At 42.4% G+C, this 13777-nt stretch carries 13 protein-coding genes; 4 read left to right on the top strand and 9 right to left on the bottom strand.

The window, feature by feature from the left end:
* Positions 1-69 precede the first annotated feature (69 nt).
* Both tatA and IEV52_RS03275 read right to left on the bottom strand, forming a co-directional pair.
* Positions 70-255, bottom strand: a complete 186-nt coding sequence (gene tatA, locus IEV52_RS03280; protein WP_188401092.1) for a twin-arginine translocase TatA/TatE family subunit — start codon at positions 253-255, stop codon at positions 70-72.
* 44 nt (positions 256-299) lie between these two features.
* The gene (locus tag IEV52_RS03275; protein ID WP_229754174.1) at positions 300-1931 is read right to left on the bottom strand and encodes a PhoX family protein; all 1632 of its coding nucleotides are present in this window, start codon (positions 1929-1931) and stop codon (positions 300-302) included.
* 364 nt (positions 1932-2295) lie between these two features.
* Between IEV52_RS03275 and IEV52_RS03270 the strand changes: the two genes are divergently transcribed.
* Positions 2296-2451, top strand: a complete 156-nt coding sequence (locus IEV52_RS03270) for a hypothetical protein (protein ID WP_188401091.1) — start codon at positions 2296-2298, stop codon at positions 2449-2451.
* 273 nt (positions 2452-2724) lie between these two features.
* On the opposite strand, the gene prfB is transcribed toward IEV52_RS03270, so the two are convergent.
* A protein-coding gene (prfB, locus tag IEV52_RS03265; protein WP_229754173.1) for a peptide chain release factor 2 occupies positions 2725-3823 on the bottom strand; the annotation gives its coding sequence in 2 pieces (ribosomal slippage) (positions 2725-3759 and positions 3761-3823; 1098 coding nt in all).
* Between the two features lie 135 nt (positions 3824-3958).
* Complete coding sequence (gene secA / locus IEV52_RS03260; protein ID WP_188401089.1) at positions 3959-6475, bottom strand: preprotein translocase subunit SecA; 2517 nt, start codon at positions 6473-6475, stop codon at positions 3959-3961.
* Between the two features lie 212 nt (positions 6476-6687).
* Between secA and IEV52_RS03255 the strand changes: the two genes are divergently transcribed.
* Positions 6688-7284 (top strand): hypothetical protein, encoded by a 597-nt coding sequence (locus tag IEV52_RS03255; RefSeq protein WP_188401088.1) that lies wholly within the window; start codon positions 6688-6690, stop codon positions 7282-7284.
* A 171-nt stretch (positions 7285-7455) separates the two neighbouring features.
* Positions 7456-7656, top strand: coding sequence for a cold-shock protein (locus IEV52_RS03250; protein ID WP_188401087.1), 201 nt, complete (start codon positions 7456-7458; stop codon positions 7654-7656).
* 235 nt (positions 7657-7891) lie between these two features.
* On the opposite strand, the gene IEV52_RS03245 is transcribed toward IEV52_RS03250, so the two are convergent.
* Positions 7892-9517 carry a long-chain fatty acid--CoA ligase gene (locus tag IEV52_RS03245; protein ID WP_188401086.1) on the bottom strand — a complete coding sequence of 542 codons (1626 nt, stop codon included), beginning with the start codon at positions 9515-9517 and terminating at the stop codon, positions 7892-7894.
* Positions 9518-9737: 220 nt separating this feature from the next.
* On the opposite strand from IEV52_RS03245, the gene IEV52_RS03240 reads away from it, so the two are divergent.
* Positions 9738-11603 carry a dihydroorotate dehydrogenase gene (locus tag IEV52_RS03240; RefSeq protein ID WP_188401085.1) on the top strand — a complete coding sequence of 622 codons (1866 nt, stop codon included), beginning with the start codon at positions 9738-9740 and terminating at the stop codon, positions 11601-11603.
* Between the two features lie 33 nt (positions 11604-11636).
* Here IEV52_RS03240 and IEV52_RS03235 read toward each other — a convergent pair whose 3' ends face one another.
* The 4 genes from IEV52_RS03235 to IEV52_RS03220 all read right to left on the bottom strand — a co-directional run bounded on the left by IEV52_RS03235 (position 11637) and on the right by IEV52_RS03220 (position 13540).
* On the bottom strand, positions 11637-12248 hold the full coding sequence (locus IEV52_RS03235; protein WP_229754172.1) for a DinB family protein: 612 nt from the start codon (positions 12246-12248) through the stop codon (positions 11637-11639).
* Positions 12249-12261: 13 nt separating this feature from the next.
* Positions 12262-12816 carry a ribosome hibernation-promoting factor, HPF/YfiA family gene (gene hpf, locus IEV52_RS03230; RefSeq protein WP_188401084.1) on the bottom strand — a complete coding sequence of 185 codons (555 nt, stop codon included), beginning with the start codon at positions 12814-12816 and terminating at the stop codon, positions 12262-12264.
* 132 nt (positions 12817-12948) lie between these two features.
* A complete protein-coding gene (locus IEV52_RS03225; RefSeq protein ID WP_188401083.1) occupies positions 12949-13218 on the bottom strand; it encodes a DUF4282 domain-containing protein in 270 nt (89 codons plus the stop codon).
* A 124-nt stretch (positions 13219-13342) separates the two neighbouring features.
* Positions 13343-13540: a cold shock domain-containing protein gene (locus IEV52_RS03220; protein WP_130296881.1), complete on the bottom strand. Its 198-nt coding sequence runs from the start codon at positions 13538-13540 to the stop codon at positions 13343-13345.
* Positions 13541-13777 lie beyond the last annotated feature (237 nt).

Here is a 13777-nt window from a genome sequence, read left to right as displayed (position 1 = left end):
CCTTTTCTGCTTAATAGAGAAAAGATGCAGACTTTAAACGACGCCCGCATCCTTTCTACTCGTTACTCTTTATTTTGCCTGCGGTTTTTCTTCTTTTTCATCAGAAGACATTAAATCTTTTGCAGAACTCTTGAATTCACGCAGCGTGCTTCCGAATGCTCGTCCGATCTCTGGCAGCTTAGATGGACCAAAGATAATAAGAGCGATGATTAAGATCAAGATTAAACCTGGTACTCCAATGTTAGTGAAACCCATGTATATCGCCTCCTCAAATTGGTGATCAATCGTTAAGTGAACGTTTAAAACTTAAATCCTGTAATCGCTACAACAGATGGTCTTGGCATGTTGCCGCCGCGCACTTGTGGCCATGTGCTTGTTGGATTTGCTTTATCTTGTGTTTCTTCTCCCGGATGCTGGATGCTTAAGAACAATGATTTTTCGTTTGGTGTGAAAGATGGTCCAGTAAGCTCAGCTTCAACAGGTGCTGAGGCGAATTGGAACGCAACCCCTTTATCAGGTCCAACAGTTGGAATCATGAACATTCCGTTGTTCCCAAAGCTTGTCCATGCTTCAGAATTCAACTTGCTTGAAGAAATATCAGTAACCGTCCAAAGGTTTGCATTTGAATCAAACGTTAAGTTATCTGGAGCACTGAATCCGCTCTGACGCCCGCCTGCTGCAAAGATTTCAAAATCAAAGTACTCTGCACCATGATCTCCGCCTTTTTCGAAGAAGCGTGTGATGTGTCCGTGAATGTTACCATGCTTGTCATTATTCGTATGTGCGATGAAAACAGTTTGATCAAGCGGCGAGATCTCAACGTCTTCTGGACGGTCAGTTGGTGTAGCACCTAAAAGGATAGCTGCATCATGTGCGTTAACAACAACATCACCTTGCGTTTTAAACTTCTCTAAAAGAGCTGCATTGCCAGCTGCTTTTTCACGAACCGCTTCAATCGTTAGAGCTACCCACTTCCCTTTAGCAAGGTCTGCAGCATATAGGGTTCCTTCTTCTAAAAGCTTGCTGTTTTCTTTTCCTTTTGCTTCAACATACTTTCCTTTACTTACAAATTTGTACACGCAAGCATCCTTTTTGTCGTCTCCCATATATACAACGACACGTCCGTCTTTTGAGAGGCCCATGCTTGCGTTTTCATGGTTGAAACGGCCAAGAGCTGTGTGCTTTCTAACTTTGAAGTTCGGATCGAAAGGATCAACTTCAATGACCCAGCCATAGTGTGTTTGATCAAGTCCAGCATCTTTAGAAGTTGTTTCAAAGTTTTCTTCACATGACATGACTGTGTTCCAAAGCGTGCGTCCGCCTGAGCAGTTTGCAAACGTTCCTTGAGCTGTTGTTGCACCTGAAACAGATGATGTTCCTGCTGCTGGACCTGTAAGAGCAAACGGTGTTAGTCCTGTTACACGGCGTGCATACTCAGAATTCGTTTCCATCATCCACTTGCCATTCTTTACTTTTACTTCAATAATTGAGCCGCCTTGGTTGTAAAGCATCTTTTCAATTTGAGCAGCTGTATACTTGCCGTTTACTTTTTCACCTTCTACATAAAGAGGGTTTGTGTATTCGTGGTTTACCCAAAGCAAACCATGTTCACTCGATTCGTTAATTGGGAAGTACATCGTAAAGTCATTATTAAATCCAAATGTATCACCTTTTTGGTTAATCACATCACCGAAAGACGCAATCACTTCATATTTATAACCTTTTGGAAGTACAAGGTCGTCTTTGTCTGTTGGTGCGATCGGGTGAAACTTAAATCCCTGTTTACGCGGTTTCATACGCATTAAGCTGTCAGATTGTGCGTTTGCTGTTTCCGTAAGAGCCCCTAATCCAGAAGTAGCCGCAGCAAGTGCAGTTGCGCCTGTTCCTAAATATGTTAAAAAAGTTCTTCTATCCAATGGTTTCTTTTCCACTTAAAATTTCCCCCTAGACAAATAAGTTTGTGCTGCATCTATAAGAATACTGTCGAAATATTAAGGAACTATGTAGGATGTATAAACAAACGTTTAAGAATTTTTTGTTTTTTTATAAAGTTGGCATCCCGGCGGACAAAAAAATAAGCAGCTTGGCGATGGTATCCAAGAGATCCAATTTATTGAAGTATTACTCTGTCAAACTTTTTATATGGTGAAGTTTCCTTCTATCAAACATATAAGTTGGGAAAATAGGGTAATTTACTTTACACTAATTGATAGAAGAGTTCTATCATTTTCCCAATTTACATTCCATTTTTTATAGGTATAATTAACCAGAGAGAGCTTTATTTGAGGTGAAGCCATGAAGATTGAAGTGGGGAGTTCGGTCGTTTATAACGGCGAAGAGTATCAAGTGGTATGGATTTATGGAAATGGGAATGTAGAAATCGTAAAAGACGGACAGCATCGAAAGATCGAACTTGTACAAAAGGGTGATCTTACACAAATACGATTATAAAAAAACTTCCGGAAGCAGATGCCCCGGAAGTTTTGTTTTTTTAAGCCTTTTTCGCAATCTTTGTTGCTATTTAAGTAGTGAGAGGAATGGTTGATTTACGCTTCAGGATACTCGCTTTCCGCGAGGGGTAAGGTGAGCTAGCTAATTGCGTCTGCGGGGTCTCACCTGTCCCGCTGATCCCGCAGGAGTCTCGATCCTTACGCTCCAATCAACTTTTTTAAAAAGGAAATATGCGACACTCCTGCGGAAAGGGAGTGGATTTCCTGTCTTTTCCTAAAGTTTTGAACGCAAGTAAGAATCAATGAACGGCGTGATTTCGCCATCCATAACAGACTGTACATTACCAACTTCTGTATTTGTACGGTGGTCCTTAACAAGGCTATACGGATGAAAAACATAAGAACGAATCTGGCTTCCCCACCCGATTTCCTTTTGCTCACCGCGAATTTCAGCAAGTTGTGCCTGCTGCTCTTCCAAACGGCGTTGTACTAATTTTGCCATCAGCATCTTCATCGCACGTTCACGGTTTTTGATCTGCGAACGTTCTGTTTGACACGATACAATCGTATTGGTTGGTGTATGTGTAATACGAACGGCAGAATCCGTCGTGTTAACGTGCTGACCACCCGCTCCTGATGCACGATACGTATCGATCTTTAAATCTTCTGTACGGATTTCGATCTCTGTATCATCCGTAATTTCCGGCATGACTTCACAAGAAACGAATGATGTATGACGGCGGCCTGACGAATCAAACGGAGAAATACGAACGAGACGGTGAACCCCTTTTTCCGCTTTTAAATAACCGTATGCGTTATGGCCTTTAATGCTTAAAGTTACTGATTTTACACCAGCTTCATCACCAGGCAGATAATCCAAAGTTTCCACTTTGTAGCCTTGGCGCTCCGCATAACGAGTGTACATACGAAGCAGCATGGATGCCCAGTCTTGGGATTCCGTACCACCCGCACCTGGATGAAGCTCCAGGATCGCATTGTTTTTATCGTACGGTTCGTTTAATAAAAGCTGAAGCTCGAAGTCGTTTAGTTTTGCGATAAGATCTTTCAAATCCTTAACAAGCTCTTTCTGAAGATCTGCATCTGCTTCTTCTTTCACAAGCTCATGCGCAATCTCCAAGTCCTCATAAGATGAAGACAGTTCTTCAAACTCGTTTACTTGCTCTTTTAACCCGTTCGCTTCATTAATAACCACTTGCGCTGCGTTCTGGTCATCCCAAAACGTCGGTGCACTCATCTGTTCATCTAGTTCAGCGATTCGTGCTTTCTTTGAATCGAGGTCAAAGAGACCCCCTAAAGTCGTTGATACGTTTCTCAATCACGTTAAGTTCTTGTTTTACTTCTACTAAATCCATATTCTCTGCACCTCATCTTGTTTTGTTCCACTTTTTAAAATATGCCAAACCCTATTAAAATAAACCTTGTTTACGTCTGATTACAAGTGCAAAGAGAGCCCTGTAAGAGACTCTCTTCACGCACGCAACTTAAGATTATTCCTGGTCAGCTCCGTGACATTGCTTGTATTTCTTGCCGCTTCCGCACGGACAAGGGTCGTTACGCTTAATGTCCTGCGTTTTACGAACTGGTTTCTTTTTTGATGCTTCTGCTTTATCGCTCGGAACAACGGCTTTACCCTCAGCCACTTGTTCACGCTGCATGTTTTGTTCGATCTGCGATTTTAGGATGTAAGTCGTAACTTCCTCTTCGATCGCAGCAACCATCGCTTCAAACATCTCGAAGCCTTCAAACTGATATTCACGCAGCGGATCGGTTTGACCATACGCACGAAGGTGGATTCCTTGGCGAAGCTGTTCCATCTGGTCAATGTGATCCATCCACTTGCTGTCAACCGAACGAAGGATAACGGCTTTTTGGAACTCTGCAATTTGTTCTGGAGGCAGTTGAGTTTCTTTTTCAGCAAATGCAGCATGCACTTTCGCTTGGATCTTCTCGATTATCTCTTCACGATCAAGTCCGTAGAAATCTTTTTCCGTGAACACAGGCTCAGTGAACATAACCGCGTTCACATAATCAGCGATCTCTTTTGTGTTCCACTCTTCTTGGACTTCCGCTTCCGGCGTATGAACCGTTACGATACGATCAATCGTAGAATCGATCATGCGAAGAACGATATCGCTCAAATTCTCTGCATCTAAAACATCCTGACGCTGAGCGTAGATGATCTCACGCTGCTGGCGCATAACATCGTCATATTGAAGTAATTGTTTACGCGCATCAAAGTTAGAGCCCTCAACACGTTTTTGTGCAGATTCAACCGCTTTTGTAACCATTTTGGATTCGATCGGCGTATCTTCATCCATACCGAGGCGTTCCATCATCGTCATCAAGTTATCAGAACCGAATCGACGCATCAATTCGTCTTCCATCGAGATATAGAAACGAGAAGACCCTGGATCCCCTTGACGTCCTGCACGTCCACGCAGCTGGTTATCGATACGGCGAGATTCATGACGTTCCGTACCTAGAATATGAAGACCGCCAACTTCACGAACACCTTCGCCAAGCTTGATATCTGTACCACGGCCGGCCATGTTTGTTGCAATCGTGACCATGCCAAGCTGACCTGCATTTTCAATGATCTCAGCTTCACGTTCATGGTTTTTCGCGTTCAACACGTTATGCTTAATTTTACGCTTTGTTAAAAGCTGTGAAAGCAATTCAGATGTTTCAACGGCAACCGTACCAACAAGAATCGGCTGTCCTGTCTTATGACGCTCTTCAATTTCTTCAGCAATCGCCTTGAACTTGCCCTGCATCGTTTTATAGATAAGATCAGACCTATCATCACGGGCGATCGGACGGTTTGTCGGAATCACGATAACATCCATATTGTAGATGTTGCGGAATTCCTCTTCTTCGGTTTTCGCTGTACCTGTCATACCAGCAAGCTTGTTGTACATACGGAAGTAGTTCTGGAACGTGATCGTCGCAAGCGTCATGCTCTCACGCTGGATCTCAAGACCTTCCTTCGCTTCAATCGCTTGATGAAGACCATCGCTGTAACGGCGTCCAGCCATCAAACGTCCTGTGAACGGGTCAACGATAACAATCTCACCATCTTGAACAACATAATCCACATCACGCTGCATGATGATGTTCGCTTTTAAAGCCTGATTGATGTGATGGTTAAGCGTCACATGCTGATAATCATAAAGGTTATCAATAGAGAACATCTGCTCAGCTCTGTTGATTCCATCTTCAGTAAGCTGTACGTTCTTTGTCTTTTCATCCACTGTATAATCCGTGTCTTTTTTTAGCTGGCGCACAAACATGTTTGCCATCTGATAAAGCTGGGTAGATTTCTGTGCAGAACCAGAAATGATCAACGGTGTACGCGCTTCGTCAATTAAAATAGAGTCCACTTCATCGACGATCGCATAGTTACGGCGCTGAACCATTTGTTCTTTATAAACAACCATGTTATCACGCAGATAGTCGAAGCCGAACTCGTTGTTCGTTCCGTAAGTGATATCTGCAGCATATGCTTCACGCTTTTCTTCTTTCGAAAGGTCAGATACGTTCAGTCCAACCGTTAAGCCTAAAAAGTTGTATAGCGGCCCCATGATCTCGGAGTCACGGCGAGCCAAATATTCGTTGACGGTTACAACGTGAGCACCTTTCCCATCAAGTGCATTCAAGTAAACAGGCATCGTCGCAACTAACGTTTTACCTTCACCTGTTTTCATCTCTGCAATGTTACCTTCATGAAGCGCAACAGCACCCATGATCTGTACAGGGTAATGGCGCATGCTCAAAACACGTTCTGATGCTTCTCGCACAGTTGCAAACGCTTCTGGCAACAGGTCGTCAAGTGACTCCCCTTTTTCAATACGGCTTTTAAATTCTGCCGTCTTATTCGCTAAAGCTTCATCGTTCAACGCTTTATACTCATCTGCTAAAGCTTCTACTTTTTCAGCAACTCTCTCATATCTATTTAAGGTCCGATCATTGGAACTTGGAAAAATCTTTTTCAAAATGCTAATCATCCGATAAACGCTCCCTGTTCTCGAGAATTATATACCACTTCTATTCTACCAGTTTGTGAAACGAGCCACAAGAAATCCCAAATCTTTTCATGATGAATTGTACCATCTGCCACGAAATCACTTTCTATTTGTGTGAAAAATTAAATAATTTGCCAAGACAATGTACCTAAATTTTGGTAAAATAATAAAAAGATATAACCAGGAGGTTCTGCATGGAGAAAACAGATCTGGACAGGACAAGCAGCACAAAACAAGATCAGCGGCGCAGTGAAAACAGGAGAACCATTATATTAACCCTTGTATTAAGTTTCATTTTTATTGGGGGCTTTGGTACATGGGGGTATTATGCGGTATTTGGTACTAAATTAGCATCTGACTTTGATCCTCCTTCTAACGAAGAAGTGCTGGCGGCTGAAAAATCAAGCGGTACTCCAATCTATAAACCGACCATCGAAGTTCCTGTAACCGAAATACAAAAGCGACTAAATGTTATGCATGAATATTGGAATGGTGAGCTTGGCTTTGATCAATGGTCGAACTATAAAGTTGGCACTCATACAAAAGAATTAGAAATGATTGCAAATGACATCCAAAAAGACCTTCTTCCTTATGTAGCAGGTCCTCTTAAGGAAGATACAGAGAATGCTGTTGCGAAGATTGAGTCTAGTCTGAAATCAAAGAGTGTTGAGCCGTTAAAAGGTGTGCACCGCATCTTCCATGATCTCGACATTACTTTAAACGGTTATAAGCAAGCAACGGACTATTGGGAAGTTACCGAAACGTGGGAATGGCTTCAGAGAGCACGATAAGGGTCTCTTTTAGACGCCGATTTGCAACATCTGCTGATTACTGTTATGATGATTATAGAATTATTTTTGTTCGGTGTAATCGATAGTTTGAGATATAACTTTTCTTCTTGAGAATAGATTTGGGCAAGGATAGTAATATATTGTGTGGCAACACACTAGGAGGCAACAAAAATGGAACAAGGTACAGTAAAATGGTTTAACGCAGAAAAAGGTTTTGGATTTATCGAACGCGAAAATGGAGATGACGTATTCGTACATTTCTCTTCAATCCAAACTGATGGCTTCAAGTCTTTAGACGAAGGCCAAAAAGTAACATTTGAAGTTGAGCAAGGTGCTCGTGGAGCTCAAGCTGCTAACGTTCAAAAAGTATAATTTTAAATAAATTATATTAACAGGCTCTCTTTAGAGCCTGTTTTTTTTATTGTTTATATAAAAAACTCAATAAAAAAACCCCACTCAAAAAATTTGAGCAGGGACATGGTACAGGCAAAGTAAATCATTTAAAGCATTAAAGGTTGTCCTTATTATAACATACTAAACGCTTTAACGGTGCCATATATAAAAGCATTGCCCTCAAAAGATTAGGGCAGTGCTTTTTTTTGTTTTATTAGGTAGCCGGTGTCATATAATGATCTTTCAGCTGATCGCGAAGCGTCCGTTTCAAAAACTTTCCTACTGATGTTTTCGGAATTTCATCCATGAACACGATATCGTCTGGAATCCACCACTTGGCGAATTGCGGCTGCAAGTACGCCATAATATCTTCTTTCGGTACTTTGCCTTTTGCCTCAGGCTTTAAAACCACACATGCAAGCGGCCGTTCCTGCCATTCCGGATGCGGAACCGCGATAACAGAAGCTTCAAATACATCCGGGTAAGCCATGATCGCATTCTCTAAATCTACGGACGATATCCATTCACCCCCACTCTTGATCAGATCCTTTGTCCGATCCACAATTTTTACGAAGCCTTCTTCATCAACCGTCACCACATCACCAGTGTGAAGCCAGCCATCAACAAACGTTCCCTCCGTTCGATCGTCGTTGTAGTATTCATCCGCGATCCAGTTCGAACGCAGAAGAAGCTCACCCATCTCGTTGCCGTCCCATTTCACTTCGCCGTTCGCGCCAATAACTTTCATTTCTACTCCTTGCACGACATAGCCTTGTTTTGCTTTGAAGTCCAATTTTGCTTCATTATCCAAATCGCTTTGATAGGTTTTGAGTCTCGTTGAGATAACAAGCGGACTCGTTTCGGTCATCCCGTACGCGTGCATGAAAGGAATGTTGTGCTTTTCCTGGAACTGTCTGATCATTCCTTTTGGTGCAGCTGATCCTCCGCATAACACCGCTCGAAGACTTGAAGTTTCGTAAGTTTTCTCATCCAATTCACGCAGCAGTCCCATCCAAATCGTTGGAACCCCGGCTGTTACCGTAACCTTCTCCATCTCAATAAGTTCAGCTAAAAGTTTAGGCGTAAACTGAGGTCCAGGCATCACTTGGCTAGATCCGAACCACGTTGCCGCATACGGAAGACCCCAAGCGTTTACGTGAAACATCGGAACAACAGGCATACAAACATCGCTTTCCGAAACAGCACCGCCATCAGCTAGGCCTAGCGCCATAGAATGCAGAACCGTTGATCTATGTGTGTACGTTACCCCCTTCGGATTTCCAGTCGTGGCAGAGGTATAGCACATTCCCACGGGGTCGTTCTCATCCACGTTTTGCGGAAACTCATAAGCCGGGTCACCCGTTTCAAGAAGTTTTTCGTAATGATAAAGAGGTTGAAGCGGTGACTGTGGCAGTTCCACCTCATCCGTCATTAATATATAAGCTTTTACGTTTTGAAGATGGTCTTTTAAATGTTCTACAAGAGGAAGAATGTCCTGATCGATCATTAAAATCTGGTCATCGGCATGATTGATAATGTATGCGATATGCTGAGGAGAAAGTCGGATATTAATCGTGTGCAGTACAGCTTCAACACCAGGAATTGCAAAATAAGCCTCAAGATGCCGATGGTGATTCCATGCGAGCGTTCCAATCCTCTCACCTTTTTGAACACCTAGGCGCTTAAGCGCACTTGAAAGCCTTCGTGTTCGCTCACCGATCTCCCGGTAACTGAACTTTCTAATCCCCGACATCGTGCGGCTCGTTACTTCTTTTTTAGCAAAATAACGCTCTGCGTGCTCCAGCATACTTGTAACTCGAAACGGCACATTCATCATCATAACTGCTACTCCTCCTTTAATTATAAAAATTATTAATGTAAACGATAAATACAATTGATGTAAGCGCTTTCTTTATCACTAGTTCACCTTGCCTCGTGCAAAATCCTGCTAGGAGAACTTATTCCGGCCGCACAAAATATAGATTTATAAAAATAATTTGAAATTCTAGCCATCTTTTACGTTACACTGATAAAAAAAGGCATAAAAAGGAGTGTCACTTATGCCAGACTGGTCCTATCATACATTTTTTAAACCGCTGCTGTTTCGGATAAAACCTGAATGGAGCCGCGACCTTACCTTGTATACGATGAACACCCTCGCAAAGCTTCCGATAGGTGATAAAATCATTCAATTTTTTGGGCATATGCAGCCAAGTGAAGAGTTGAAAAAGGATGTTGCAGGTATCACCTTTCCATCTCCTGTTGGGATCAGTGGTGCATTAGATTCTAAATTAAACGGAACGACCGCTTTTTCTAACCTTGGCTTTGGATATATAGAAGTTGGACCCATTTCGGTCAAGCCCTGCTCGTTGGAGAAACCAATCCTGCGCAAAACGGAGGATGAAACATTGTGGTATCCCCATTTACATGCCAACCTGGGGCTTGAGGCGGCACGATTGAAGCTTCAGTCACTTCAGCTAAAGATTCCCATCGGCATCGGGATAAAAGGAGAAACAGAAAACGAGTGGCAGATGCTTGTTCAAAGACTGGATGAACAAGCAGATTTCTTTATCATAGGGGAAGATGCGGTTCGGTATATGGATAAGATTCGAAGACTTACGGCAAAACCTCTTTTTATAGAATTCACCATCCATAGACTTAACTCCTTAACACCAGATGAGATTGGACTTTTGGCTGCAGATGGTTTCTTAATCCGGGAAGGTATAGAGATAGACGGTGGGATTGAGCTTGGAAAGTCAGAGATGCCTTATCTTAAAAAAGGTATTCAGCAGCTCCTTCCGTTTAATTTGCCAATCATTGTATCAGGTGGTGTTCACGAGCCTAACGAAGCGATGGAGCTTTTTCAAAGTGGTGCATCACTTGTTCAGCTTCACAGCGGGTTCGTCTACTCCGGACCCGGTCTTCCGAAACGGATAAACGAACGATACCTTTATGGCAATCATACGGAGGCTTCGCGTGATCAGACAGCTGGGTGGAAATCATTTTTCATGATGGGACTAGGTGTTTTTATCGCAGGAATCATTGCCTTAATGATCGGCTTGACGGAAGTTCTATTGCCCTATGATGAGCATTTTTTAGGTATTCAAAAAGAAGAAATCATGGCCTTTGACCACAACCTGTTTCATTTTATGTCTCATGATCGGATCTGTTTAGCTGGTGTCATGATCTCAGCCGGTTTTATGTTCATGCAGCTCTCTTATCATGGCATCCGTTTTAGTGAACATTGGGCGAGAAAAGCGTACGTGATCGCCGCAGCACTCGGTTTTTTCAATATTTTTTATTTTATGGGATTCGGTTACTTTGATAAGCTGCACTTTCTCTATTACCTTATCATCTTTCCGTTCTTTATCTACGGACTTTATCAAACCAGGAATTTTAGAATCGGGAGTAAAGGCGTGAACACATATAATTCTGCCCCTTGGAAGAGAAGCCAGCTTGGGCAAAGCATGTTTGTGATCGCCGGCATGTCCCTTTTTTCAGCGGGGATTGTGATCTCCATCATCGGCATGAACGGCGTTTTTGTTAAAGAAGATCTATTATTCTTTTCGCTCACTCCTGAACAGATCTCAGCGTTCAATGACAGGCTGATTCCGTTGATCGCGCATGACCGCGCCGGATTTGGCGGTGCATTGATCTCGGAAGGATTCCTATTGTTGACGATTGCGTTATGGGGGTACCGGGAAGGAGCAAAATGGGTCTGGTGGACACTTGCGATTGGAGGTTTACCTGGATTTATTACCGGTGTGGGTACACACTTTATGATCGGTTATGACAACCACTTCCACCTTTCCCCTGCTTATCTGTTATTTGTATTTTATATTACCGGATTGGTGTACTCGTATTCTTATTTAAATGGAGGAGTACGAGTCAGCAAAGCTCGTATGATGGAAGCAAAAAAAGTGTAGACGTATAGCTGCGTCTGCACTTTTTCTTTTAACCTATTTAAGCTGTTTCTGGTTTTGAAGAGTAATGGCTTTTCGGATTGCCAGGATCGCCCCCATGTGCAGCCCTTCATGATAAAACGTCCGGGGAAGCACTTCCGCAAACGTGCTCATTCCGAGTTCAGTGGGCTCATCCAGTTCTTGATCAAGGCGATGTCCGAACTCCTGGTCGATCACCTTCACTTGTTCCATCAGGTGATTGCGGAGCTCTTCCAGTGTTGGAGGTGTCTGCTGCCAGTTCTCAGGCATTGTCCCATAACCGAAAAGCTCGCGGTAATGTTTAGGTGCCGGATTGTCCTCGCGTGTTTTATGATACAGCCAGTCATACTGATCCAGGTAGATGTGCCCTAAGTTCCAACGGATATTGTTGTTAAAGCCCTCCGGGATGAAATCCGCTTCCTCTTCCGTCAAACCTTCAACGCAGCTAAGTGTATTATGCCGGAATGCAGCCAGTTGTTTTAAAAGGATTTCGTTTCTCATAGCGTAACCCTCCTCATCAATCGTTTCGGAGTACATTTTCGCTAAAAATAGAGGCATTTCCTCTTTCTTGGTAAAAAAGAGAAGTTTTGCACAACAAAAAACACACCCCTTACCTTGGGGTGTGCCCATACATTTTATGTTATTAGTTAGTTCCTGCAATCAATCCATATTTGCCGTCTTTACGTCTGTACACGACGTTCATCTCACCAGTTTCGGCATTGTTATAGACGAAAAAGTTATGGCCAAGTAAGCCCATTTGAAGAATAGCTTCCTCCGTGTCCATCGGTTTAAGATCGAAACGCTTTTCACGAACAATCTCAAAGTCATCTTCCTCTTCTAACAGTGCCGTTGATACGCCTTCTGTACCGTTAGCAAACATGTGCTTGGAATTGTCAGCACTTCTGAATTTGCGGTTCACTTTTGTTTTATGCTTTCGAATTTGACGCTCTAATTTCTCTACCACCAAATCAATCGCAGCGTATAAATCCAAATGACGTTCCTCTGCACGAAGCAGAAGGCCCTTCATCGGTATTGTAACCTCGATGGATTGTTCATTGTTATACACCTTTAAATTGACGTGTACTTCAGAATTCGGAGTTTCGTTAAAATATTTTGTGAGTTTCGTCACCTTTTTCTCCACATAAGCTCGGATAGCTTCGGTCACCTCGATGTTTTCTCCACGAATGTTAAAATGCATAACTTAACTCCTCCTTTCGGTGATGTATATATATTTCGATATACCCGAAAAGAATTCCTTTGTAACATTTAAAAAAGTTTGACAATTTCTTAACAGTGTCGACAAAATATTTACATTCTGCTCATTATTTTATTAAGATTCGTTTTGTTTAGCGAGTTTATCCAGTGCTTCGTGCATCTTAAACTGGACGATGAGAAGCTCACAATAGACGCGTGTTACGAACGGACCAAAAAGTATCATAAGAAACCCCATAAAAACAGCAGCTCCACCTCCATACGGTTGTTGAGCTCCAGCTACCATAGCGAATAAGCCCCCGATGACAGATAAAACAGACCCTACCAAAAAGATCACCTTTATGATTGTTGGCGTTAGCATTTTATTGAAGTTCAAAAAATCCTGCATGCTTACCTCCTATGTAAATTGACTTATTACAATTTATGAGACCAGCAGAAGGTTTAGCACGCAAAATAAAAACCCGTCTGCATTAAACAGACGGGATCACAGTTATGGTCATATTGCCAATGAATTATAGTTTAGTTACGTTAGCCGCTTGAGGCCCACGTGCGCCATCTACAATATCAAACTCGACTTGCTGACCTTCATCAAGGCTTTTGAATCCTTCAGTGTTGATTGCAGAGAAGTGTACGAACACATCGTCTCCGTCTTCGCGCTCGATAAATCCAAAACCTTTTTCTGCGTTAAACCATTTTACTTTTCCTAACATGCCTTTCACAATCCCTTCATCATGCGAATCTTTGTATAGTTAATCTATACACTTCATAGTATGACACATACCCAAAAAAGTTGTCAAAGGCTTAAGATTAGCGAATTGTAAGAAGTTTTGTCGAAAAATCTCCATTGATCAAACCGCATAAATATCCGCAAATTTATTATATTAATTCACATTAGCTTTAACACTTCTAATTCGGGCTTGGCCACATATAATGCAATATACAGCACA

Origin of the sequence: Fictibacillus barbaricus (assembly GCF_014635025.1) — a bacterium.
Classification (GTDB): Bacteria; Bacillota; Bacilli; order Bacillales; family Fictibacillaceae; genus Fictibacillus; species Fictibacillus barbaricus.
This window is presented reverse-complemented; position numbering and strand designations above follow the sequence as displayed.

Excerpts from the sequence above, each read along its gene's own strand:
- IEV52_RS03255 (WP_188401088.1), top strand. The coding sequence starts at position 6,688 with ATGGAGAAAACAGATCTGGACAGGACAAGCAGCACAAAACAAGATCAG.
- IEV52_RS03270 (WP_188401091.1), top strand. The coding sequence starts at position 2,296 with ATGAAGATTGAAGTGGGGAGTTCGGTCGTTTATAACGGCGAAGAGTAT.
- tatA (WP_188401092.1), bottom strand. The coding sequence starts at position 255 with ATGGGTTTCACTAACATTGGAGTACCAGGTTTAATCTTGATCTTAATC.
- IEV52_RS03250 (WP_188401087.1), top strand. The coding sequence starts at position 7,456 with ATGGAACAAGGTACAGTAAAATGGTTTAACGCAGAAAAAGGTTTTGGA.
- secA (WP_188401089.1), bottom strand. The coding sequence starts at position 6,475 with ATGATTAGCATTTTGAAAAAGATTTTTCCAAGTTCCAATGATCGGACC.
- IEV52_RS03235 (WP_229754172.1), bottom strand. The coding sequence starts at position 12,248 with ATGGGCACACCCCAAGGTAAGGGGTGTGTTTTTTGTTGTGCAAAACTT.
- IEV52_RS03245 (WP_188401086.1), bottom strand. The coding sequence starts at position 9,517 with ATGATGATGAATGTGCCGTTTCGAGTTACAAGTATGCTGGAGCACGCA.
- IEV52_RS03240 (WP_188401085.1), top strand. The coding sequence starts at position 9,738 with ATGCCAGACTGGTCCTATCATACATTTTTTAAACCGCTGCTGTTTCGG.
- IEV52_RS03225 (WP_188401083.1), bottom strand. The coding sequence starts at position 13,218 with ATGCAGGATTTTTTGAACTTCAATAAAATGCTAACGCCAACAATCATA.
- hpf (WP_188401084.1), bottom strand. The coding sequence starts at position 12,816 with ATGCATTTTAACATTCGTGGAGAAAACATCGAGGTGACCGAAGCTATC.
- IEV52_RS03220 (WP_130296881.1), bottom strand. The coding sequence starts at position 13,540 with ATGTTAGGAAAAGTAAAATGGTTTAACGCAGAAAAAGGTTTTGGATTT.